At 65.4% G+C, this 21,631-nt stretch carries 22 protein-coding genes and 1 tRNA gene; 6 read left to right on the top strand and 17 right to left on the bottom strand.

The window, feature by feature from the left end:
• Positions 1-18: 18 nt before the first annotated feature.
• Positions 19-2,229: a lipoprotein gene (locus G3N62_RS08815; protein ID WP_034190176.1), complete on the top strand. Its 2,211-nt coding sequence runs from the start codon at positions 19-21 to the stop codon at positions 2,227-2,229.
• Positions 2,230-2,313: 84 nt separating this feature from the next.
• Here the strand turns inward: G3N62_RS08815 and G3N62_RS08810 are convergent, their stop codons facing one another.
• From G3N62_RS08810 to G3N62_RS08750, 13 genes are all read right to left on the bottom strand, one after another.
• Positions 2,314-2,727 (bottom strand): MerR family transcriptional regulator, encoded by a 414-nt coding sequence (locus G3N62_RS08810; protein ID WP_049033775.1) that lies wholly within the window; start codon positions 2,725-2,727, stop codon positions 2,314-2,316.
• A 60-nt stretch (positions 2,728-2,787) separates the two neighbouring features.
• Positions 2,788-3,174 carry an integration host factor subunit alpha gene (locus G3N62_RS08805; protein WP_034190156.1) on the bottom strand — a complete coding sequence of 129 codons (387 nt, stop codon included), beginning with the start codon at positions 3,172-3,174 and terminating at the stop codon, positions 2,788-2,790.
• 72 nt (positions 3,175-3,246) lie between these two features.
• Complete coding sequence (pheT, locus tag G3N62_RS08800) at positions 3,247-5,676, bottom strand: phenylalanine--tRNA ligase subunit beta (RefSeq protein ID WP_124669174.1); 2,430 nt, start codon at positions 5,674-5,676, stop codon at positions 3,247-3,249.
• A 96-nt stretch (positions 5,677-5,772) separates the two neighbouring features.
• Positions 5,773-6,786, bottom strand: coding sequence for a phenylalanine--tRNA ligase subunit alpha (gene pheS, locus G3N62_RS08795; RefSeq protein ID WP_034190158.1), 1,014 nt, complete (start codon positions 6,784-6,786; stop codon positions 5,773-5,775).
• 149 nt (positions 6,787-6,935) lie between these two features.
• A complete protein-coding gene (rplT, locus tag G3N62_RS08790; protein WP_004192938.1) occupies positions 6,936-7,295 on the bottom strand; it encodes a 50S ribosomal protein L20 in 360 nt (119 codons plus the stop codon).
• A gap of 30 nt (positions 7,296-7,325) precedes the next feature.
• Positions 7,326-7,523 (bottom strand): 50S ribosomal protein L35, encoded by a 198-nt coding sequence (rpmI, locus tag G3N62_RS08785; RefSeq protein ID WP_004191477.1) that lies wholly within the window; start codon positions 7,521-7,523, stop codon positions 7,326-7,328.
• Positions 7,524-7,713: 190 nt separating this feature from the next.
• Positions 7,714-8,238 carry a translation initiation factor IF-3 gene (gene infC / locus G3N62_RS08780; protein WP_071734130.1) on the bottom strand — a complete coding sequence of 175 codons (525 nt, stop codon included), beginning with the start codon at positions 8,236-8,238 and terminating at the stop codon, positions 7,714-7,716.
• A 49-nt stretch (positions 8,239-8,287) separates the two neighbouring features.
• The gene (gene thrS, locus G3N62_RS08775; RefSeq protein WP_059557842.1) at positions 8,288-10,195 is read right to left on the bottom strand and encodes a threonine--tRNA ligase; all 1,908 of its coding nucleotides are present in this window, start codon (positions 10,193-10,195) and stop codon (positions 8,288-8,290) included.
• Between the two features lie 272 nt (positions 10,196-10,467).
• A tRNA-Val gene (locus G3N62_RS08770) sits at positions 10,468-10,544 on the bottom strand.
• 86 nt (positions 10,545-10,630) lie between these two features.
• Complete coding sequence (locus G3N62_RS08765) at positions 10,631-12,865, bottom strand: bifunctional (p)ppGpp synthetase/guanosine-3',5'-bis(diphosphate) 3'-pyrophosphohydrolase (RefSeq protein ID WP_034190160.1); 2,235 nt, start codon at positions 12,863-12,865, stop codon at positions 10,631-10,633.
• A gap of 49 nt (positions 12,866-12,914) precedes the next feature.
• Positions 12,915-13,268 carry a RidA family protein gene (locus G3N62_RS08760; RefSeq protein WP_034190161.1) on the bottom strand — a complete coding sequence of 118 codons (354 nt, stop codon included), beginning with the start codon at positions 13,266-13,268 and terminating at the stop codon, positions 12,915-12,917.
• 80 nt (positions 13,269-13,348) lie between these two features.
• Positions 13,349-14,245: an alpha/beta hydrolase gene (locus G3N62_RS08755; protein ID WP_124669175.1), complete on the bottom strand. Its 897-nt coding sequence runs from the start codon at positions 14,243-14,245 to the stop codon at positions 13,349-13,351.
• A 124-nt stretch (positions 14,246-14,369) separates the two neighbouring features.
• On the bottom strand, positions 14,370-15,275 hold the full coding sequence (locus tag G3N62_RS08750) for a LysR family transcriptional regulator (RefSeq protein WP_034190177.1): 906 nt from the start codon (positions 15,273-15,275) through the stop codon (positions 14,370-14,372).
• Positions 15,276-15,413: 138 nt separating this feature from the next.
• On the opposite strand from G3N62_RS08750, the gene G3N62_RS08745 reads away from it, so the two are divergent.
• Genes G3N62_RS08745 through G3N62_RS08735 form a run of 3 tightly spaced genes read left to right on the top strand, consistent with a single transcriptional unit; the run spans position 15,414 to position 17,746 of the window.
• Positions 15,414-15,971 (top strand): ester cyclase, encoded by a 558-nt coding sequence (locus G3N62_RS08745; RefSeq protein WP_049029773.1) that lies wholly within the window; start codon positions 15,414-15,416, stop codon positions 15,969-15,971.
• Positions 15,972-15,983: 12 nt separating this feature from the next.
• Entirely contained in the window at positions 15,984-16,994 is a 1,011-nt protein-coding gene (locus G3N62_RS08740; RefSeq protein ID WP_124669176.1) for a polysaccharide deacetylase family protein, read from the top strand.
• 38 nt (positions 16,995-17,032) lie between these two features.
• Positions 17,033-17,746, top strand: coding sequence for an SDR family oxidoreductase (locus G3N62_RS08735; protein WP_124669177.1), 714 nt, complete (start codon positions 17,033-17,035; stop codon positions 17,744-17,746).
• A gap of 76 nt (positions 17,747-17,822) precedes the next feature.
• On the opposite strand, the gene G3N62_RS08730 is transcribed toward G3N62_RS08735, so the two are convergent.
• Both G3N62_RS08730 and G3N62_RS08725 read right to left on the bottom strand, forming a co-directional pair.
• On the bottom strand, positions 17,823-18,464 hold the full coding sequence (locus G3N62_RS08730; RefSeq protein ID WP_034190166.1) for a CoA transferase subunit B: 642 nt from the start codon (positions 18,462-18,464) through the stop codon (positions 17,823-17,825).
• Position 18,465: 1 nt separating this feature from the next.
• Positions 18,466-19,170 (bottom strand): CoA transferase subunit A, encoded by a 705-nt coding sequence (locus tag G3N62_RS08725; RefSeq protein ID WP_021162428.1) that lies wholly within the window; start codon positions 19,168-19,170, stop codon positions 18,466-18,468.
• A gap of 223 nt (positions 19,171-19,393) precedes the next feature.
• Between G3N62_RS08725 and G3N62_RS08720 the strand changes: the two genes are divergently transcribed.
• Complete coding sequence (locus G3N62_RS08720) at positions 19,394-19,939, top strand: LuxR C-terminal-related transcriptional regulator (RefSeq protein WP_034190167.1); 546 nt, start codon at positions 19,394-19,396, stop codon at positions 19,937-19,939.
• 107 nt (positions 19,940-20,046) lie between these two features.
• On the opposite strand, the gene G3N62_RS08715 is transcribed toward G3N62_RS08720, so the two are convergent.
• Together G3N62_RS08715 and G3N62_RS08710 are read right to left on the bottom strand one after the other, a co-directional pair.
• Positions 20,047-20,487 carry a thioesterase family protein gene (locus G3N62_RS08715; protein ID WP_034190168.1) on the bottom strand — a complete coding sequence of 147 codons (441 nt, stop codon included), beginning with the start codon at positions 20,485-20,487 and terminating at the stop codon, positions 20,047-20,049.
• Positions 20,488-20,519: 32 nt separating this feature from the next.
• Positions 20,520-21,302, bottom strand: coding sequence for an SDR family oxidoreductase (locus G3N62_RS08710; protein WP_034190169.1), 783 nt, complete (start codon positions 21,300-21,302; stop codon positions 20,520-20,522).
• 107 nt (positions 21,303-21,409) lie between these two features.
• On the opposite strand from G3N62_RS08710, the gene G3N62_RS08705 reads away from it, so the two are divergent.
• Positions 21,410-21,631 (top strand): FAD-binding protein (locus G3N62_RS08705; RefSeq protein ID WP_226111393.1); only part of this gene is annotated, 222 nt, incomplete at its 3' end.

The following is a 21,631-nucleotide window of genomic DNA, read 5'->3' as shown; positions in this document are numbered from 1 at the left end:
AAGACATGGAGACAGACGATGCGGAATCCGGTCCGGCGCGGCCATCGCTCGCCTTTGGCAATTTTCGACTGGTTTTCCGGCCTGCCACGCGCGGCCGGCCCGGCGTCGCGCACGCCCGCCCGTGTGTTCGGCTGCGGTGCGCTGGCGCTCGCCCTGCTGTGCGCCGGCTGCGCGGAATCGGCCGCGCAGCGCGACAGCAACACGTCGATCGCGGCAACGAAGATCGAACGCACCAAAGCCGAACGCCTCGCGCACGAGCAGCAGATCGCGCGCACGGTGCCGTCGCTCGCATCGATCAGCCTCACCCAGCCGCGCCCGTTCACGCTGCGCGACTCGGGCCAGAACGGCGCGATGACGTTCCTGCGCGACGTCGATTTCCGCATCGTCAACAACCTCGGCTTCTTCATCCATCAGTTGTCAGCCACGCTCGTGCCGACGCAGGCCGGCGCGCCGATCGTGTTCGACGATCCGACGAGCTTCGAGATCGACGTGCACGAAGGCACGGTCACGCTCGACAACGCCAAGCTGACCGCCCTCTTCAACACCTACATCTTCGGCTACCGCAACGCGCCGCTGCGCAAGCTGGCCGTATCGGCCGGCGACGGCGTGATCCATCTGCAAGGCGAGATGCAGCGCGACGGCTGGGTGCCGTTCTCGCTGACCGGCACGCTCGCGATCCGCGACGGCAGCCAGCTCGTCTTCCACCCGACCGGCGTGCGCGTGTCGGGGATCAACGCGCAACCGGTCATGCGCGCGGCCAACGTGAAAATGGCCGACCTGCTGAAGGTCCAGACGCCGATCGCGCAGCTTGCCGGCGACGATCTCGTGATGGCGGTCGACAAGCTGATGCCGCCGCCGCGCCTGAAGATCACCCTCACCGCATTGCGCGTGACGCCGGCCGGCCTCGACCTGACGCTCGACGACGGCACGCATGCCGGCTTCGCAATGCCCGCGAATGCGCCGCAACAGGCGATGTACATCCGCGGCGGCGACGTGAAGTTCATGCGCTCGATGCCGATGAACGCGGACATCCTGATCGGCCCGGTCGATCCGTCGAAGCGCGACCAGACGTTCGTGTTCGACCTGTATCACTATCGCGACCAGGTGTCGGCCGGCTATTTCAATTTCGACGAAAGCGGTGCGATGGCGATCCGGATGCCTTCGTACACGGGCCCGGCCAGCGGCGCGCTGCTCGGCAACGCGACCGCGCGCCTGAACGACAGTTTCCTTGCCGCGCAGCAGACTGCGCTGCGCGACGTGCGCCAGCACTGGGAAGCCTATGCGCTCGCCGCGGACGCGGCGCGCCCGGGCATGCAGAAGGTCGCGATGCGGCGCACGTCGACCACGCCATTCAACGAACGGCACGTGTCGAACCGCAACCCGACGATCCATCTGCGCAACGTCGACTTCAACCTGTCCGGCGACATCGGCTTCCATGTCGAGGATCTCGACGTCGAACTCGTGTCGAAGCGCCCCGGCGAGCCCGTCGATCTCGACGATCCGAACCAGTACGACATCCGCATTCTCGGCGGCACGGTCGTCGAGTCGTGGAAGGCGATGTCGGCGCTGTTCAACAACTACCTGCTCGACTACTCGCCGCGTTCGCTGAACGACCTGCAATTGAGCGCGGACGGCCAGGACCTGCGCGTCCAGGGCGGCATCAAGCTGTGGAACCACGTGCCGGGCGTCTGGCTGCCGACCGACATGAAAGGCTCGCTGACGGTGCTCGACGACCGGCACCTCGCGTTCAGGCCGACGCAGGTGTCGGTGCTCGGCATTCCGCAGGCGAAGCTCCTGCGCTCGCTCGGCATCGAGCTTGCGTCGCTGACGCCGCTGCAGCGGCGCGGCGCGGCGCTGCGCGGCGACACACTCGTGCTCGACCAGTACACCGTGTTCCCGCCGCCGGTGCTGAACGGCAAGCTCGGGCAAGCCACGGTCGAACGCGACGGGCTGCGGCTCACGTTCCGGCGCGCGGCCGGCGCTCCGGCGCCGAAGCGGCCGCAGATCGATGCGCCGAGCTACATGTGGATGGAAGGCGGCGACATGAAGATGTTCAACGTGCTCGAACTGAACGTACGCGCGTTGATCCGCAATTCGGCCGAGGCTGGCCCGATGCGCTTCGACCTGTACGGTTATCGCAGCCAGGTCGCGCAGGGCTCGGTGCGGATGCTGCCGGACGGTACGCTGGTCGTCGACATGGGCCGGAAGAATCCGCTCGCGTCGCGCTGATGCGCGTATGCGGCACCGATGAAAAAAGCCCGGTTGGCGTATCGCCAACCGGGCTTTTCGCTCGATCTCGTTCGCGCGTCGCGCTCAGTCGTGCTTCAGTCCGTCGATCACGTCGAGCAGCGCCTGCCGCAGCGCGATGACGTCGACCGTTACGCCCGGCTTGCCCGATGCGCGCGCATCGGCGGCCTGCAGCTCGGGTTCGACCGGTTCCGCCGCGCCCCGCGGGCTACCCGGCGAATCGAGCCGGTTGCGCGCACCGTTGATCGTGAATCCCTGCTCGTACAGCAACTCGCGAATCCGCCGGATCAGCAGCACTTCGTGATGCTGGTAATACCGACGATTGCCGCGCCGCTTCACCGGCCGCAGCTGGGTGAATTCCTGTTCCCAATAACGCAGCACATGCGGCTTGACCCCGCACAGTTCGCTGACTTCACCGATCGTGAAGTAGCGCTTCGCGGGAATTGGAGGCAAAACGACTTTCTCAACCGTGGTGGTCATCGTCGGTTAACCGTCGGTAAGGGTGCGCGGCGGCCGCGCGGAGACTGCTGCGTGCGGCGCTTACTCCGCGCCGTTTTCGACCAGCGCCTTCAGCTTCTGGCTCGCGTGGAAGGTTACCACCCGGCGCGCCGCGATCGGAATCGCCTCGCCCGTCTTCGGATTGCGGCCCGGACGCTGCGGCTTGTCGCGCAACTGGAAATTGCCGAATCCCGACAGCTTGACGCTTTCGCCGTTTTCGAGCGCGTCGCGGATCACCTCGAAAAACGCCTCGACCATGTCCTTCGCTTCACGCTTGTTCAGCCCGACGCTGTCGAACAGCAGCTCCGCCAGCTCCGCCTTCGTCAGCGTGGGCGTCTCGGGGGACGCCGGCGCCGAGGCGTCGCGGTTCATGGCGCTGCGTTGCGCCGTCAGGAGGGCTTCGAATTCACTCGAGGTCATGTCGTTCATATCTGCCATACAGCGCGTTGAATCAAAACTTACGATGGAAAAGAGCCGCCCGCGAACGGGCGGGCCCTCTCCTTAGCCGCGCAGGCGCGCACCGGCGCGAGCCATCCGCTCGACCAGCGTCTGGATCGCCTGGTCGACGACCTCGTCCTGTAGCGTGCCAGCCGCGTCCTGCAGCGTCACGCGGAAGGCAAGGCTCTTCTCGTGCGCGGCAAGGCCACCGGAAGTATTTGATTTTGCACGAAATTCGTCGAAGAGTACAACCTTCTGAACGAATCGGCAGGCCTCTTCGGCAAGTGCCTTCTTCATTTCGTCGAAAAGTGCCTGAACCTCGACCGCCTGATCGACGACAACGGCGATATCGCGTCGTACCGGCGGGAATTTCGACACCTCGGTCGGCGCCGGCAGCGCACGCGCAATCAGCGCGTCCGCGTCGATCTCGAACATCACCGGCGCGTGCGGCAACTCGTACTTCTGCATCAGGCGCGGGTGCAGCTCGCCGATCCAGCCGACCGCACGGCCATCGACTTCGATGCGCGCGCTGCGGCCCGGGTGGAGGGCCGGATGCTCGGCCTTCACGAAGCGCCCGGCCGACGGCGCCAGCAGCGCCTCGAGATCGCCCTTCACGTCGAAGAAATCGACCGCGCGGGTGGCGACGCCCCACTGCTCGTCGACAGCCGGACCGTATGCCAGCGCGCCGACACGCTTCGGCTGCGCATGGCCCTCGACCGCCAGTTCGCCGGCCTTCACCGACGGATCGGCGAGGAACACGCGGCCCGACTCGAACACGCGCACGCGATCGGCGCGACGGTTGAGGTTGTGGCGCAGCACGGCGACCAGGCTGCCGAACAGCGTCGTGCGCATCACCGAAAGCTGGCTCGCGATCGGGTTCAGCAGCTTGATCGGGTTGTCGTTGCCGGCGAAATCGTGCTCCCACTCCGCATCGACGAAGCTGAAGTTGACGGTTTCCGCGTAGTCGCGCGCAGCGAGCGCGTGACGGATGTCGTGGATCGAGCGCCGCGTCTCGTTGGTCGCGCGCATTTCGCTCGTCGCGACCGGCGGGCGCGCCGGAATCTTTTCGAAACCGTAGATGCGCGCCACTTCCTCGATCAGGTCTTCCTCGATCTCGATGTCGAAGCGGTGCGACGGCGGCGTGACGAGGAACGCGTCGTCTTCACGCTCGAACGACAGGCCGAGGCGCGTGAAGATGCTGGCGATCTCGTCGGCGCCGATCTTCACGCCGATGATGCGGTTCGCACGCGACACGCGCATCTTCACCGGTGCGCGCTGCGGCAGGTTCACCGACTGATCGTCGACCGGGCCCGCCTTGCCGCCGCAGATCTCGAGAATCAGCTGCGTGATGCGCTCGACGTGCTCGACGGTCGTCGCGTAATCGACGCCGCGCTCGAAGCGATGCGCCGCATCGGTCGAGAAGTTGTACTTGCGCGCACGGCCGCGGATGCTGTCCGGCCACCAGAACGCGGCTTCGAGATAGATGTTGGTCGTGTCGAGCGTGACGGCCGTGCTGTCGCCGCCCATGATGCCGGCCAGGCTTTCGACCTGGGCGGCATCCGAAATCACACCGACCGTTTCGTCGAGTTCGACGGTATTGCCGTTGAGCAGCTTCAGCGATTCGCCGCGCTTGCCCCAGCGCACCTCGATGCCGCCGTGGATCTTGTCGAGATCGAACACGTGCGACGGGCGGCCGAGTTCGAACATCACGTAGTTCGAGATGTCGACGAGCGCGGACACGCTGCGCTGGCCCGAGCGCTCGAGACGCTCGACCATCCATTGCGGCGTCTTCGCGCGCGCGTTCACGCCGCGGATCACGCGACCCGAGAAGCGGCCGCACAGATCGGGCGCGGCGATGCGCACCGGCAGCGTTTCGTCGAGCTCGACGCGCACCGGACGGATGTCGACCGGCGTCAGCGGCGCGCCGGTGATCGCGGCCGTCTCGCGCGCGATACCGAACACGGACAGGCAGTCGGCCTTGTTCGGCGTCAGCTTGATTTCGAAGATCGTGTCGTCGAGATTGAGCGTCTCGCGGATATCCTGGCCGACCGGCGTATCTTCCGGCAGGACCAGCAGGCCGGTGTGGTCCTCGGACAGCTTCAGCTCGCGTGCCGAGCACAGCATCCCCTGACTCTCCACGCCGCGCAGCTTCGACAGCTTGATCGCGAACGGCTTGCCGCCCTCTTCCGCCGGCGGCAGTTCGGCGCCGACCAATGCAACCGGCACCTTGATGCCGGGCGCGACGTTCGGCGCGCCGCAGACGATGTTCAGCGTCGCGCCGGTGCCGGCGTCGACCTGGCAGACATTGAGCTTGTCCGCATCCGGATGCTTGACGACTTCGAGCACGCGGCCGACGACGATCTTCGACGTCGGCGGCGCAGCCTTGCTCAGCGATTCGACTTCGAGCCCCGCCATCGTCAGCGCGTGCGACAGTTCGTCGGTCGTCAGCTGCGGGTCGACAAAGGTTCTCAACCAGGATTCAGGGAATTGCATGGATGTCTACGTTCGAAACAGGTTAGATCGACGCCCGGGCCCCGTCGGATCGTCCGTCGGGGCGTGCGCGGGCACAGGTCGGCGCGGCGGGCGGCGTTATGCGAACTGGCGCAGGAAACGCAGGTCGTTCTCGAAGAACAGCCGCAGATCCTGGACGCCGTAGCGCAGCATCGTCAGGCGCTCGAGGCCGCTGCCGAACGCGAAGCCGATGTAGCGCTCGGGATCGAGGCCCATGTTGCGAATCACGGTCGGATGCACTTGCCCCGAACCGGAAATCTCGAGCCACTTGCCGGCGTTCTTGCCTTGCTCGAACATCATGTCGATCTCGGCCGACGGTTCCGTGAACGGGAAATACGACGGACGGAAGCGCACGAGGATGTCGTCGCGCTCGAAGAATTTTTTCAGGAAGTCGGTATAGACGCCCTTGAGGTCGGCAAAGCTGATGTTTTCGTCGATCCACAGCCCCTCGACCTGATTGAACATCGGCGAGTGGGTCGCATCGCTGTCGACGCGATACGTGCGGCCCGGCGCGATCACCTTGATCGGCGGACGGTTCATGCGCGCATAACGCACCTGCATCGGGCTCGTGTGCGTGCGCAGCAGCAACTGGCGGCCGTCGGCATCCTTGCCTTCGACGTAGAAGGTGTCCTGCATCGAACGCGCCGGATGGTTCTCCGGGCTGTTCAGCGACGTGAAGTTGTACCAGTCGGTCTCGATTTCGGGGCCGTCGGCCACATCGAAACCGATCGAGCCGAAAATCCGTTCGACCCGCTCCCACGTGCGCATCACGGGGTGCAGGCTGCCGGCACCGGCGCCGCGGCCGGGCAGCGTCACGTCGATCGCTTCGGCAGTGAGGCGCTGATTCAGCAGCGCGTCGGCCAGTGCCTGGCGACGGGCGGTCAGCGCGGCTTCAACCTGCTGCTTCGCGACGTTGATGCGTGCGCCTTCGGTCTTGCGTGCTTCGGGATCGAGCTTGCCGAGGCCCTTCAGCAACTCGGTCAGCGCACCCGACTTGCCGAGAAATCGTGCTTTCTCGTTTTCGAGCGTGGTGATGTCGGCAGCCTGTTCGAAGGACTGCTGCGCGTCGGCGACAATCTGGTCCAGATCCATAGATCCCATCATTTCCAACGTCATTCGGTCTTGGCGAGCGAAACTGCCCCACCAAACAAAAAAGGGGCTCGGAAGAGCCCCGTTTTCGCTGCAGCGGCCGAAACTACCGGAACATCGCTGCAACTAACCACGCAGTGCTAATTTCGCAATTAGGCTGCAACGGCGGCTTTCACCTGCTTGACGATCGCAGCAAAAGCAGCCTTGTCGAACACCGCCATGTCAGCCAGCACCTTACGGTCGAGTTCGATCGACGCCTTCTTCAGGCCGTTGATGAACACGCTGTAGGTCATGTCGTGCTGACGAACTGCCGCGTTGATACGCGTGATCCACAGTGCGCGGAACACACGCTTCTTGTTGCGGCGATCGCGGTACGCGTACTGACCAGCGCGCATCACCGCCTGCTTGGCGATGCGGTAGACGTTATTGCGGCGGCCGCGATAACCCTTGGCCAGGTTGATGATCTTCTTGTGGCGGGCCCGTGCGGTTACCCCACGTTTGACTCGAGGCATGTTTCTCTCCTTAGAGTATCAGTTGAGGGGTTACGCGAACGGCAGCATTGCGCGGACGGAGTTCAGATCGGAATCATGAACTGCCGTTGCGCCGCGCAGGTGACGCTTGTTCTTCGTGGTTTTCTTGGTCAGGATGTGGCGCTTGAAGGCTTGACCGCGCTTGACGGTACCGCCCGGACGCACCACGAAGCGCTTTGCAGCGCTCTTCTTGGTCTTCATCTTAGGCATGACGAACAACTCCAGTTTATTAGATGGCGATGGGTGTGCGGTTGGCTTGCGCCCTTGACCCGCCCTTCGAAACCCAGTCCACTTGTGTACGGCGGACCGCTTGCGCAGCCACCGTCATTGTTGGCGCGCCGCCCTGACCGGGCCACGCGCCGAACCACTGCCGAACTCGCGCGCAACGCGCGCGGGCCCGTTACTTCTTTTTCTTCGGCGAGAGCACCATGATCATCTGGCGCCCTTCCATCTTCGGCATCTGCTCGACCTGACCGACTTCCTCGAGATCCGTGCGCAGACGCTCAAGCATCCGCATACCGATTTCCTGGTGAGCCATTTCACGGCCGCGGAAACGCAACGTGATCTTCGTCTTGTCGCCTTCTTCGAGGAAGCGCACGAGATTGCGGAGCTTGACGTTGTAGTCACCGTCATCGGTACCCGGGCGGAACTTGACTTCCTTGACCTGGATGACCTTCTGCTTGAGCTTCGCCTCGTGCTGCTTCTTCGATTCCTGGTACTTGAACTTGCCGTAATCCATCAGACGGCAAACCGGGGGAACCGCTTGCGGCGCGATTTCCACCAGGTCAACATCCAGTTCTTCCGATTTACGGAAAGCATCAGCGAGTTTTACGATACCGAGCGGTTCGTTCTCGATCCCGACCAGACGCACTTCCGGCGCAGTGATTTCACCGTTGATGCGGTGCGACGACTTATCAGTAGCGATGTTACGTTTCCTCTAAAAATTAAAAAAACGAGCCGCGCTGCCAGGGCGGTTACTTGAACGAGCGCAGGTCTTCCTGCAGACGCTCAACGAAGGCTTCGACCGGCATTACGCCAAGATCGACGCCGCCACGGGCACGCACGGCTACCGTTTGCGCATCACGCTCCTTATCGCCCACGACGAGGAGATAAGGCACCTTTTCCAGCGTGTGCTCGCGTATTTTATAGCTAATCTTCTCGTTGCGCAAATCGGCCGCCACTCTAACCCCTTGTTTTTGCAACGTTTGGGCCAGGGACTGCGCATATTCGGCCTGACTTTCGGCAATATTGAGCACAATTGCCTGGAACGGCGCGAGCCAAACCGGCATTGCACCAGCATGGTGCTCGATCAAAATGCCCAGGAAACGCTCCATCGACCCGACGATCGCGCGGTGCAGCATCACCGGCCGGCGGCGGCTGTTGTCTTCCGCCACGTACTCGGCGCCGAGGCGCTCCGGCAGCACCATGTCGAGCTGCAGCGTGCCGCACTGCCACGAACGGCCAAGCGCGTCCTTGATGTGGTACTCGATCTTCGGGCCGTAGAACGCGCCTTCGCCCGGCAATTCTTCCCACGTGAGGCCGCAGGCCGTCAGCGCGTCGCGCAGGCCCTGCTCGGCGCGATCCCACGTCTCGTCCGTGCCCGCGCGCTGATCGGGACGCAGCGACAGCTTGATGTCGATGTGTTCGAAACCGAAGTCCTTGTACACGCTCATGGCCAGCGTGTTGAAGGCGATCGATTCCGAAATGAACTGGTCTTCCGTACAGAAGATGTGCGCATCGTCCTGCACGAAGCCGCGCACGCGCATCAGGCCGTGCAGCGCGCCCGATGCCTCGTTGCGGTGGCACGAACCGAATTCCGCGTAACGCAGCGGCAGGTCGCGGTACGAGCGCAGGCCGTGCTTGAACACCTGGACGTGGCCCGGGCAGTTCATCGGCTTGATAGCGTAGTCGCGCTTCTCCGACTCCGTCGTGAACATGTTCTCGCGGTAGTTCTGCCAGTGGCCCGACGCCTCCCACAGCGAGCGGTCCATGATCATCGGCGTCTTGATCTCGAGATAGCCGGCGTCGTTCACGCGGCGGCGCATGTACTGCTCGACCTGCTGCCACAGCGCCCAGCCCTTCGGATGCCAGAACACCATGCCCGGCGACTCTTCCTGCATGTGGAACAGGTCGAGCTGCTTGCCCAGCTTGCGGTGATCGCGCTTTTCCGCTTCCTCGAGCATGTGCAGGTACTGGTCCTGATCTTCCTTCTTCGTCCAGGCCGTACCGTAGATGCGCTGCAGCTGTTCGTTCTTCGAATCGCCGCGCCAGTACGCGCCCGCGACCTTCATCAGCTTGAAGACCTTCATCTTGCCGGTGGACGGCACGTGCGGGCCGCGGCACAGATCGGTGAAGCCGCCGTGCGAGTACAGCTTGATTTCGTCGCTTTGCGGAATCGACTCGATGATCTCGGCCTTGTACTTCTCGCCGATGCTGCGGAAGTAACCGGCCGCCTCGTCGCGCGACACGACGCGGCGCGTCACCGGCTCGTCCTTCTTCGCGAGCTCCTGCATGCGCTTTTCGATCTTTTCCAGATCTTCCGGCGTGAACGGCCGGTTGTACGAGAAGTCGTAATAGAAGCCGTTGTCGATCACCGGGCCGATCGTCACCTGCGCGTCCGGATACAGATCCTTCACCGCATACGCGAGCAAGTGCGCGGTCGAGTGACGGATGATGTCGAGACCGTCGGCATCCTTGTCCGTGATGATCGCGAGCGACGCGTCGCGGTCGATCACCGTGGACGTATCAACGAGCTCGCCATCGAGCTTGCCGCCAAGCGCAGCCTTCGCAAGACCGGGACCGATCGAGGCCGCGACCTCGGCAACTGTCACCGGATGCTCGTATTGTCGAACTGAGCCGTCAGGCAAGCGTATCGAAACCATGGCAATCTCCGTGATGCCGACAGTGGGCGGCAGACCAGGAACGCGAGATCAGAAATCACGCGTGAAAATTTCGCGACAAAAAAAATGCGGCCCCGCTTTCGAGGGGCCGCATTCGATACTTCACTCAAACTGAAAGGGCGAAAACGTTCCTCGACTAGCGTCGCTCCGAAGTCGTTTCGGTCAACGTTCGCGGTGTCATAACCGTATTCGCCTTGTTCGCGTTGAGTTCTTTACTGCATCGAACGCCCGGAGACCAGGCATTCTCAATTCGTTGGTAGGCTCGATTGGACTCGAACCAACGACCCCCACCATGTCAAGGTGGTGCTCTAACCAGCTGAGCTACGAGCCTAGAGAAGCTAAGATTATATGGAGCGGCTACCGGCTTGGCAAGTGTTTTATGCAGTCGCAGCAAAACAACCGTGTTTCAACCCCACATCACGCCTTGCGACCCGCCCGCACGACGCCCTGCACCTCGCCGAGCAGCGTGCACGCGCGCTGCACCTGCGCCGAGTTCGACACCTCGACCGTGAACTGCATGAATGCCGCATTGCGGCGACTCTGCGTCTTCACGCCCACCACGTTGATCTTCTCGCGTGCGAACACTTCGGAGATGTCGCGCAGCAACCCTTGCCGGTCGCTCGCCTCGATCATCAGGTCGACCGGATAGACGGACGCGCCGCGCCCGCCGAGCACGTCAGCCGACCAGGTCGTCTGCAGCACGCGCTCCGGCGCGCGTTCGACCATCCGGCGGAACGTCGGGCAGTCGGTGCGATGGATCGACATGCCCTTGCCGCGCGTGACGAACCCGCTGATCGGATCGGGCGGCGCGGGACGGCAGCAACGCGCGAGCTGGGTCAGCAGCGCATCGACGCCCACCACCAGCACGCCGGTCGACGCGCCGTGCGCGACGCTCGCGCCGCTGCTGCGCTTCTCGAAATCGGCGGGCGCCTCGGGCGCCGGCTCCGGCGGCGGCGCATCGGACAGCGCGTGCTCGACATTGCGCAGGCTGAATTCTTCCTTACCGACGACCGAGAACAGCTCCTCGGGCGACTTGAAGCCGAGCTTCGCCGCGAGGTTGTCCAGGTTGACCGAGGTCTTGCCTTCGCGCTGCAGCGTCTTTTCGACGAGCGCCCGGCCATGCGCGACGTTTTCCTCCTGCTCGATCGAGTTGAACCACGCACGCACCTTCTGCCGCGCACGCGGGCTCTTCAGGTAGCCGAGCTGCGCGTTCAGCCAGTCGCGCGACGGCCCGCCCTCCTTCACCGCGACGATCTCGACCGTCTGGCCGTTCGCGAGCGACGTGTTCAGCGGGACCATCACGCCGTCCACGCGCGCGCCGCGGCAGCGATGGCCGAGTTCGCTGTGCAGGTGGTACGCGAAATCGACCGGCGTCGCCCCCTGCGGCAACGCGATCACGCGCGCCTGCGGCGTCAGCACGTAGATGTGGTCGTCATCGAGCGACGTCTCGCGCAATTGCGCCCACGCCTGGTCGCCCGACACCTCGGCGCCGTCCTCGACGTCGTCCTTCCACGCCAGCAACTGGCGCAGCCATGCGATCTTCTCGTCGTACTTGTCGCTCGCCGAAAACTGGCCGCCGTAACCGCGCGCGCCGGCCTCCTTGTAGCGCCAGTGCGCGGCCACGCCGTACTCGGCGAAGCGGTGCATCTCCTGCGTGCGGATCTGCACTTCGAACGCGCGGCCGTCGTCGCCGATCACGACCGTATGCAGCGACTTGTAGCCGTTCGGCTTCGGTCGCGAGATGTAGTCGTCGAATTCCTTCGGCACCGGCTGCCACAGGTGATGCACGATGCCGAGCACCGCGTAGCAATCCTTGATGTCCGGCACGATCACGCGAAACGCGCGCACGTCGTACAGCTCGGAGAAATCGAGTTCCTTGCCGCGCATCTTGCGCCAGATGCTGTAGATATGTTTCGGCCGGCCGCTCACGTCGGCCTGGATGTTCGCTTCCGCGAGCTCATGCTGCAGCCGCCCGATCGCCTGCGTGACGTATGCCTCGCGTTCGATGCGCTTCTCGTCGAGCAGCTTCGCGATCCGCTTGTAGGTGACGGGATCCTCGAAGCGGAACGCGAGATCCTCGAGCTCCCACTTCAGTTGCCAGATACCGAGGCGGTTCGCGAGCGGCGCATAGATCTCGAGCGTCTCGCGCGCGACGTCGGGCGGCGGCTCGATCTTCGCGGCCGCGTAATAGCGCAGCGACTGCAACCGCGACGCGAGCCGGATCAGCACGACGCGGATGTCCTGCGCGAACGCGAGCAGCATCTTGCGCAGCGCCTCGATCTGCGTGCGCCGCTCTTCCGCCGCGTCGCGCCCCGTGTCGGGCTTCGCGTTCTGCGCGGCGCGCAGGCTCACGGTGCCGAGCCGCAACAGCTTGCGCACGTCGGACACGAGCCGCGCCACCTCTTCGCCGAAACGCTCGGTGAGCTCGCGCTCGGGGTCGCTCAAGTGCGGCGTCAGCACGAACAGCGCGGCGGCCTGCATCGCGGACGGATCGACGTTCAGCGTGCGCATGATCGCCGCCGTGCCGGCCGAGTGATCGGCGAGCAGTTCGCCCGACGACAGGCGCGCGTCGCCGGCCCGCTCGCGCACGAACGCCAGCACGTCGTCGAACGACGGTGCCGCGACAGGGGAAGCGGAAACGGATTCGGTCATTGCACGGCCTGGCGGAATGCGGTCATCGTCGGGTGTGGCCCAGCCCAGCTCAGCTCCGCTGCGCGGCAACGACCACGATCTCGACGAGCAGCGCGGGATCCGCGAGCTTCGCCTCGACGGTGGCGCGCGGCGGCGTGTTGCCCTGCGCGACCCACGCGTCCCACTCCGCATTCATGCCGTCGAAGTTCGCCAGATCCGAGATGTAGATCTGCACCGACAGCAGATGCGCCTTGTCGCTGTTCGCTTCGGCGAGCAGACGGTCGATGTGGCCGAGCACTTCGCGCGTCTGGCCCCTGATGTCCTGCGTGGTGTCTTCGGCGATCTGGCCGGCCAGATACACGGTACCGTTGTGGATCGCGGTTTCGGAGAGACGGGCCCCGACGTGGTGACGAATGACTGCCATGGAATGTTCCGGTCGTGAGTGAAGGGAGAATCGGACGGCGGCACGGCCCACGTGCCGCCGAACCGCATATTATGACGCGTTTATGCGCGGCCTTCGACGAAAAACCGCCGCGTAAGTGCAATCTGGTCGGCACTGACGAACGCCGGCGCGTGGCCCGCCCCCGGAATCTCGACGTGCGTCACATGTCGGCCGCGACGCACCATGTCGGCCACCGTCTCGCGCGACAGCAGGTCGGAGGTCTCGCCGCGCACGACGAGCAGCGATGCGTCCGTCGTCTCGATCGCACGCCACAGCGCGGCCTCGCCGAGCGCGGCCAGTTCGGGCGTCGTCGCCTTGAACGGCTCGGCGATGCGCGGATCGTAGCGCATCGTCCAGCCGCCTTCGGGCAGCTCGCGCAGCAGCGGCCCGTTGATCTCGCGCCACTCGTCGGCACTCAGCGCGCCGAACGGCAGCGACAGCGACGTCAGGTAGTCGATCCCCTCCTGCTCGGTGTCGAAGCGCGGCTGCACGCCGAGGTATTCGCCGATGCGTGTCAGCGAATCGGGCTCGATGCGCGGCCCGACGTCGTTGACGATCATCCGGCGCAACGGCGAACCGGGCAGCCCCGCAAGCGCCATGCCGATCAGGCCGCCCATCGACGTGCCGAACCAGTCGACCGATTCGACGTCGAGCCGCGCGATCAGCGTCACCATGTCGGCCACGTACTGCGGAATCGCATAGAGCCGCGGGTCGGCCAGACGGTCCGACCGGCCGCGCCCGACGATGTCGGGGCAGACGACGCGATACGTATCGGACAGCGCGGCGGCGAGCCGGTCGAAATCGCGCCCGGAACGCGTCAGGCCGTGCACGCAGACGAGCACGCGCGGATTGGCGGGATCGCCCCACTCGGTATAGGCGACGTGGTGAAGGCCGGCGGCACTCGCACACTGCACGCGCCGCTGGCGGGGAACCGGAGGATTCGCTGGGGTCGTTGGCATCGTTGGCATCCTGTCGAACGGGGGCGACGCGCGGGGCAACGCTTGCGACGCCCGATGCGAACGATTGTAAACCGCTTCCGAACAACGGGCGCCGCGCCCGCGGCGCACCGCACGGGACGGAGGCTCAATCGGCTCGGCGCCACGCCGCGCGCAACTGCTCGCGCAGGAACTCGACGAAGGTGCGCACGCGCAGCGGCACGTGGCGGCCGCCGGGATAGACCGCATGCAGCGGCGCCGCGGACGCCGCGAAAGCCGGCAGCACGCGCACGAGCCGGCCGGCATCGAGATCGGCGCCGACGTCCCAGATCGACTTCAGCGCAATACCCGCGCCTTCCAGCGCCAGCGTACGCGCCGCACCGCCGTCGTTCGTCAGCAGCGCGGCCGCCACCTCGACGGCGACCCCGCCCTGGGCGCCGTCGAACCGCCATTCGGCACGCGGCTGGTCGCCCATCACGATGCATCGATGTTCGCGCAGCTCGGCCGGATGGGCCGGCGCCCCGTGCGCCGCGAGATAGCCCGGCGACGCGCACAGCACGCGATGATTCGGCGCCAGCTCGCGCGCGATCATCGTCGAATCGGCGAGATTGCCGATCCGCACGGCGACGTCGATGTCATGGGCGAGCAGGTCGACGACCGTGTCGGTCAGCAGCAACTGCACGGTCAGTTGCGGATGCCGCTGCTGAAACGCCGCCACGACGGGCGCGATCCGCAGACGGCCGAGCTCGCCGGGCGCCGTCACGCGCAGCACGCCGCTGACCGTGCCGCGACGATCGCGCATCAGCGTTTCGGCGCGATCGACTTCGGCCAGGATGCGCAGGACCTGGGCGTGAAACTGCGCGCCTTCGTCGGTCAGCGTTTGCTGCCGGGTCGTCCGGTGCAGCAAGCGCACGCCAAGCTGCGACTCGAGCTGCGCAAGCCGCTTGCTGACGACGGACAACGACAAATCGAGTTCGCGCGCGGCCGCCGACAGGCTGCCGGCCGACACGATCCTCGCGAAAGTATCGAGCGCAGGAAGATCGTCGATCAGCATCCGGTCGCCCGCCGCATCCCAGTCTTTCCTTTTTTCGAATAATCCATTCGCCGTTCGCCCGTATTTGCATCCAAAACGGAAACCTACCATACCTGTTCCGCGTCGTCGCACGACGCCATTCACAGGACCTCCGAAACCATGTCGATCCGCCTTCGTTCGATCACCCGCCCCGTCGCGCCGGTACTCGCCGCGGCCGCTTGCGTCGTGGCACTGTTGCCCGCCGCGTCCCGTGCGGCAGACCTCGTCGCGCCGCGCAGCCTGACCGTGGCCGAGGGCGTGCCGGCTGCGCAGGCCCGGGCGCAGATACTGGCCGCGCGCCGCTACGGCACCTTCTGGGATACCGGCGACGCCGATCTCGCCCGCACCGCGCTCGCCGCCGACTTCACCGACCGGACGCTGCCGCCCGGCCGGGAACAGGGCATTCCGGGACCGCTCGCGGCCTCGCGCACGATGCGCGGCGCGATTCCGGATCTGCATTGCGACATCGAACAGATGATCGTCGCGGGCGACCGCGTCGTCGTCCACCTGCACTTTCGCGGGCATTTCACCGGCACGTTCAACGGAACGGCCGGGCGCGGACAGGCAATCGACTTCATCGCGACCGATATCTACCGGATCGACCACGGCCGGATCGCGGAAAACTGGCACATCGAGGACAACCTGACGCTGATGCGTCAGCTCGGACTGGTCGCTTGACGGAGGAACGCAATGACTCACGATCACGACCCTCATGCGACGCACCTGCCGCGCCGCAGATTTCTGGCCCAGACCGGCGCCGGGCTCGCGGCCGGCGCCGCGGTGATGGCCGGCGCGTCCCGGCCGGCAACGGCCGCCCCGATTCCGGCGCGCCCCACGCCGGACGCCGCGCCGTTCTGGCCGGACGGCGCGCGCCTGGTCATCTCGATCTCGATGCAGTTCGAGGCGGGCGGCCAGCCGCCCAGCGGGGCGGACAGCCCCTTTCCCGCCGTCGCGTTTCCGCCGTCCGTGCCGGTCGATCTCGCGTCGGCCACCTGGTTCGCCTATGGCTACCGGGAAGGCATTCCTCGCCTGCTCGACCTGTGGGACCGGCATGGCGTGAAAGTCACGTCGCACATGATCGGGGAAGCCGCGCGTCGGCACCCCGAACTGGCGCGCGAAATCGTGGCGCGCGGCCACGAAGCCGCCGCCCACGGGCCGACCTGGCGTGCGCAATTCGCGATGAGCCGCGACGACGAGCGCCGCTTCCTGACCGAAGCCCGCGACATGGTCGAAGCGGTGACCGGTCAGCGCCCGATCGGCTACAACTGCAACTGGCTGCGGCGCGGCCCCCATACGCTGTCGTTGCTGCAGGAACTCGGCTACACGTATCACATCGACGACGTCAGCCGGGACGAGCCTTTCATCGAAAGCGTCGACGGTCGCGATTTCGTGGTGGTCCCGTACACGCTGCGCAACAACGACATCCTGCTGATCGAAGGCCGCAACTACTCGCCGACGATGTTCCTCGAGCAGATCAAGCTCGATTTCGACCAGTTGTACGCGGAGGCCGGACAGCGGCGCAGACTGATGTCGATCAGCGCGCATGACCGGATCAGCGGCACGCCGCAAATGGTCCGCGCATGGGACGCCTTCCTGCACTACGCTCGATCTCACCCCGGTGTCGCATTCATGCGCAAGGACGACATTGCGCGCTTCGCGCTGCACGGCCCGTCGACGCTGCGCGAAACCGAAACGATCTGAGCGGACGCCCCCCCCCCTTTCAACCAGGAAAAATCGTCATGACTGACCTGCTTCACGGAAAGAAAGTACTCGTCGTCGGAGGAAGCTCCGGCATCGGCGCCGCTGCCGCGACGGCATTCGCGCGACACGGCGCGATCCTGACGATCGCCTCGCGCAACCCGGGCAGGATCGCGATCGATGCCGGGCCCGGCGCACACGTGCGATACGAAACGCTCGACATCACCGATACCGCGGACGTGGAGGCCTTCTGCGCGCGCGCCGGCCAGTTCGACCACGTCGTGATTTCAGCGGCAAGGACGGCCACGGGCCCGGTTCGCGGACTGCCGCTGGCCGACGCGCAGGCTGCGATGGACAGCAAGTTCTGGGGCGCATATCGCGTCGCGCGGGCGATCGATATCGCGCCCGGCGGTTCGCTGACGTTCGTGTCGGGTTTCCTCAGTGCGCGGCCGAGCGCGTCGTCGGTGCTGCAAGGGGCGATCAATGCGGCGCTGGAGGCGCTGGCGCGCGGCCTGGCCCTCGAGCTGGCGCCGGTCCGCGTGAATACCGTGTCGCCCGGCCTGATCGCGACGCCGCTGTGGGACAAGCTCGCATCCGATGCGCGCGACGCCCTGTACGCCGGCGCCGCGCAGCGCCTTCCGGCCCGCCGGGTCGGCCAGCCGGAGGATGTCGCGAATGCCATCCTGTATCTGGCGACGACGCCTTATGCGACCGGCTCGACGGTGCTGATCGACGGCGGCGGCACCATCGCGTGACGCAAGCGCGCACGACAAAACGCCCCGCGTTCCGTTGAGAACGCGGGGCGTCGGGGACGACGCAACGAGGCGACGCTCAGGCCACCGCGCTGACGTCGAGCGGTGCGCCCGTCTTCGCCTGGATCTCGTCCGCGCTCACGCCGTCGGCGAGTTCGAGAACCTTCAGGCCGGACGGCGTCACCTCGATCACGCCCAGATCGGTGATGATCAGGTCGACCACGCCGACACCCGTCAGCGGCAGGTTGCATTCTTCGAGAATCTTGTGCTGGTCGCCCTTCGCGACATGCTCCATCAGCACGACGACACGCCCCACCCCCGCGACGAGGTCCATCGCGCCGCCCATCCCCTTGATCATCTTGCCGGGGATCATCCAGTTCGCGAGGTCGCCCTGCTTGCTGACCTGCATCGCGCCGAGGATCGCGAGATTGATGTGGCCGCCGCGGATCATCGCGAACGAGTCGGCCGACGAGAAGATCGACGAGCCCGGCAGCGTCGTGACGGTCTGCTTGCCGGCGTTGATGAGATCGGCGTCGACTTCGTCCTCGGTCGGCGACGGGCCGATGCCGAGCAGGCCGTTTTCCGACTGCAGCCACACCTCGACGCCTTCCGGCACGTGGTTCGCGACGAGCGTCGGCAGGCCGATGCCGAGGTTCACGTAGAAGCCGTCCTGCAGTTCCTTCGCCGCGCGCGCGGCCATCTGGTCACGATTCCAGGCCATGTCAGTCTCCTTTCGCGCGTACGACGCGTTGTTCGATGCGTTTTTCCGGCGTCGCGTTCAGCACGATGCGCTGCACGAAAATCCCGGGCGTGTGGATATGGTCCGGATCGAGTTCGCCGTTTTCGACGATCTCTTCGACCTCCGCCACGGTGATCTTGCCGGCCATCGCGCACATCGGATTGAAGTTGCGCGCCGTGCGGCGGTAGATCAGGTTGCCGGACTTGTCGGCCTTCCACGCCTTCACGAGCGCGACGTCGGCCGTCAGCGACGGCTCGAGCACGTAGTGGCGATCGCCGAACTGGCGCGTTTCCTTGCCTTCCGCGATCACGGTGCCGTAGCCGGTATTCGTGAAGAAGGCGGGAATGCCCGCGCCGCCCGCGCGCAGCTTCTCGGCGAGCGTGCCTTGCGGCGTGAATTCGAGTTCGAGTTCGCCGGCCAGGTACTGACGCTCGAACTCCTTGTTCTCGCCGACGTACGACGAGATCATCTTCTTGATCTGGCGCGTTTCCAGCAGCAGGCCGAGGCCGAAACCGTCGACGCCCGCGTTGTTGCTGATGCAGGTGATGCCCTTGACCGCCGAATCGCGCAACGCCGCGATCAGCGCCTCCGGAATCCCGCACAGGCCGAAGCCGCCCACCGCGAAGGTCTGTCCGTCGCGGACGATCCCTTCCAGCGCGGCAGCCGCGCTTGGATAGACTTTGTTCATCAGTTGTCCCTTCCTCTATGGAAACCAGCAAAACCGGTTCACGCGCCCACCTGGGCCGCAAGCCCGCCGCATCATTCTATGCATGCGCGGCCCTGCCTGCGTCGAAGCGCGCTGTTTTTATGTCGCGGCAAGCCGCCGCGAGATGCCTGAAAGGGTACGATGCGGCGCGGATGCGGCACAATACGCAAAAATACATAAGCGTTTGCCTCCGCTTGCCTGCGCCATGCCCGCTCTCGATTACCAGACTGCCTTCCACCTCGCGCCGCTCGGCCTCGTGCTGTCGCGCGACCGCGTGATCGAGGATTGCAACGATGCGCTTGCGTCAATCTTCCGCTGCGCGCGGGCCGATCTCATCGGAAAATCGTACGAGGTGCTCTATCCGTCGACGGACGAATTCCAGCGCATCGGCGAGCGAATCGCGCGCGTGATGGCCGCGAACGGCATCTACTCGGATGACAGAATCATGAAGCGCGCGGACGGCGAGCTGTTCTGGTGCCACGTGACGGGCCGCGCGCTCGACCGCACCGCGCCGCTCGCGGCCGGCGTCTGGACCTTCGAGGATCTGAGCGCGACGCGCCGCGTCGCCGTCGAGCTGACCCCGCGCGAGCGCGAGATCGCCGCGCAGCTCGCGACCGGCAAGACCAGCAAGCAGATCGGGCGCGTGCTCGACATCAGTTCGCGCACGGTCGACATCTACCGCGCACGGCTGATGCGCAAATACGGCACGAACAACACGCCGGAGCTGGTGCAGCGCCTGCTCGGGCAGTGAACGCTTGTCGCGTGGCGGCGCCCGAACGACGATCGGCCGCGCAGGGCGGCCGATTCGGGTAACGACGGGCATGGCGGCTCGCCGGCGCGCGGCGCCGGACTCGCCGCTCAGTCGATTTTCGTCGCGAGTGCGCGCTCGATCGTGTCGCGCAGCAGTGGCGGCAGTTCCACCGACTTGCCGAGCGCATAGTCGACCCACACGCAGCGCGCCTTGCCGCGTGCATAGACGTGCTGCGGATCGTCCGCGCGCGTGAGCTCGAAGCCGGTGTCGAAGCTGCTCCGGCCGGGTTTCGCGGCCGACATCCTCGCGATCACGTCACCCGGATAGTGCAGCTGCTTGAGGAATTCCATCGACGCCGTGACGATGACGGGCCCCTGCCCTTCGCCGTTGCCGCCGGCAATGCCGAGTTCCTCGAACCACGAGATCCGCGCCTGCTCCATGTAGCGGAAATAGACCGTGTTGTTCACATGGCCGAACGCGTCCATGTCGCCCCAGCGGATCGGCATCGACATCTCAAATACGGGGGAGTAATCGCTTGTTGCGCTCATTGCAGTCTTCTTCGTTGCCGGGTGTCATCCGCTCAGGCGAGGCCGAAGCCGTCGTCGGCGGAGATAATCGAGCCGTTGATGAACTGCGACTCGTCGGCCGCGAGCAGCAACAACAGCCCGTCGAGATCCTGAGGCTTGCCGACGCGCCGGCGCGGCAGCATCGACTGCAGCTTCTGGCCCTGCTCGGTTTCCCACAGGTAATGATTGATTTCGGTATCGATATAGCCCGGACAGATCGCGTTGACGTTGATTCCGTGGCGCCCCCACTCGAGCGCCATCGCGCGCGTCATCTGCACGACCGCGGCCTTGCTCATCGCGTAGAGCCCGATCTGCGGGAACACGCGCAGCCCGGCCACCGATGCGATGTTGATGATCCGGCACGGCGGCTTGCCATTGCCGCTGCCGTTGGCGCGCATGATCATCCGCTTCGCGACTTCCTGCGCGACGAAAAATGCGCCGCGCGTGTTGGTATCGAACACGAACTCGAAATCGGCCGGCGTGACGTCGACGAGCTTCTGCATCGTCGAGACACCCGAATTGTTCACGAGGATGTCGATCGTGCCGGCCTCCGTCTCCGCATGCGCGATCGCGGCCTTGATGCTCTGGACGTCGGTCACGTCGAGCGACACGACGTGCGCGGCGCCACCCGCCGCCTCGATCTCCGCGCGCAGCTCCTTCAGGCGCTCGACCCGGCGGCTCGCGAGCACGACCTTCGCGCCGGCCTGCGACAGCACCTGTGCAAAGCGCTGCCCGAGGCCGCTCGACGCGCCCGTGACCAGCGCAACCTTGCCTTCCAGATTGATCGATCGACCCATTTGCACATCCCCTTTCGATGTCGTTTCGCCGGCCCGGGCGGCACAGCCCGAACGGCATTACCCTAGCACAAAAAATAGAACGATCGTGCTAATCTAGCCGCATGTTGTTGCGGCAAGCGTTTCGTTTCGCAGACAATACGCTCCCGAATAAAAGCATTCTAACGGTTAGAGGAACGCCAATGACCCCCGCAAGCCTCATCGAGCAATACGGCCCGCGCGAATCGATGGAATACGACGTCGTGATCGTCGGCGGCGGCCCCGCCGGGCTGTCGGCGGCGATCCGGCTCAAGCAGCTGGCCGCCGAGAAAGGCACCGAGATCGGCGTGTGC

It is taken from the genome of Burkholderia sp. Tr-20355 (assembly GCF_017104685.1).
GTDB lineage: Bacteria > Pseudomonadota > Gammaproteobacteria > Burkholderiales > Burkholderiaceae > Burkholderia > Burkholderia seminalis.
This window is presented reverse-complemented; position numbering and strand designations above follow the sequence as displayed.

Coding starts and splice junctions, on each gene's coding strand:
- G3N62_RS08815 (WP_034190176.1), top strand. CDS start 19: ATGCGGAATCCGGTCCGGCGCGGCCATCGCTCGCCTTTGGCAATTTTC.
- G3N62_RS08810 (WP_049033775.1), bottom strand. CDS start 2,727: ATGACCACCACGGTTGAGAAAGTCGTTTTGCCTCCAATTCCCGCGAAG.
- G3N62_RS08805 (WP_034190156.1), bottom strand. CDS start 3,174: ATGAACGACATGACCTCGAGTGAATTCGAAGCCCTCCTGACGGCGCAA.
- pheT (WP_124669174.1), bottom strand. CDS start 5,676: ATGCAATTCCCTGAATCCTGGTTGAGAACCTTTGTCGACCCGCAGCTG.
- pheS (WP_034190158.1), bottom strand. CDS start 6,786: ATGGATCTGGACCAGATTGTCGCCGACGCGCAGCAGTCCTTCGAACAG.
- rplT (WP_004192938.1), bottom strand. CDS start 7,295: ATGCCTCGAGTCAAACGTGGGGTAACCGCACGGGCCCGCCACAAGAAG.
- rpmI (WP_004191477.1), bottom strand. CDS start 7,523: ATGCCTAAGATGAAGACCAAGAAGAGCGCTGCAAAGCGCTTCGTGGTG.
- thrS (WP_059557842.1), bottom strand. CDS start 10,195: ATGGTTTCGATACGCTTGCCTGACGGCTCAGTTCGACAATACGAGCAT.
- G3N62_RS08765 (WP_034190160.1), bottom strand. CDS start 12,865: ATGACCGAATCCGTTTCCGCTTCCCCTGTCGCGGCACCGTCGTTCGAC.
- G3N62_RS08760 (WP_034190161.1), bottom strand. CDS start 13,268: ATGGCAGTCATTCGTCACCACGTCGGGGCCCGTCTCTCCGAAACCGCG.
- G3N62_RS08755 (WP_124669175.1), bottom strand. CDS start 14,245: ATGCCAACGACCCCAGCGAATCCTCCGGTTCCCCGCCAGCGGCGCGTG.
- G3N62_RS08750 (WP_034190177.1), bottom strand. CDS start 15,275: ATGCTGATCGACGATCTTCCTGCGCTCGATACTTTCGCGAGGATCGTG.
- G3N62_RS08745 (WP_049029773.1), top strand. CDS start 15,414: ATGTCGATCCGCCTTCGTTCGATCACCCGCCCCGTCGCGCCGGTACTC.
- G3N62_RS08740 (WP_124669176.1), top strand. CDS start 15,984: ATGACTCACGATCACGACCCTCATGCGACGCACCTGCCGCGCCGCAGA.
- G3N62_RS08735 (WP_124669177.1), top strand. CDS start 17,033: ATGACTGACCTGCTTCACGGAAAGAAAGTACTCGTCGTCGGAGGAAGC.
- G3N62_RS08730 (WP_034190166.1), bottom strand. CDS start 18,464: ATGGCCTGGAATCGTGACCAGATGGCCGCGCGCGCGGCGAAGGAACTG.
- G3N62_RS08725 (WP_021162428.1), bottom strand. CDS start 19,170: ATGAACAAAGTCTATCCAAGCGCGGCTGCCGCGCTGGAAGGGATCGTC.
- G3N62_RS08720 (WP_034190167.1), top strand. CDS start 19,394: ATGCCCGCTCTCGATTACCAGACTGCCTTCCACCTCGCGCCGCTCGGC.
- G3N62_RS08715 (WP_034190168.1), bottom strand. CDS start 20,487: ATGAGCGCAACAAGCGATTACTCCCCCGTATTTGAGATGTCGATGCCG.
- G3N62_RS08710 (WP_034190169.1), bottom strand. CDS start 21,302: ATGGGTCGATCGATCAATCTGGAAGGCAAGGTTGCGCTGGTCACGGGC.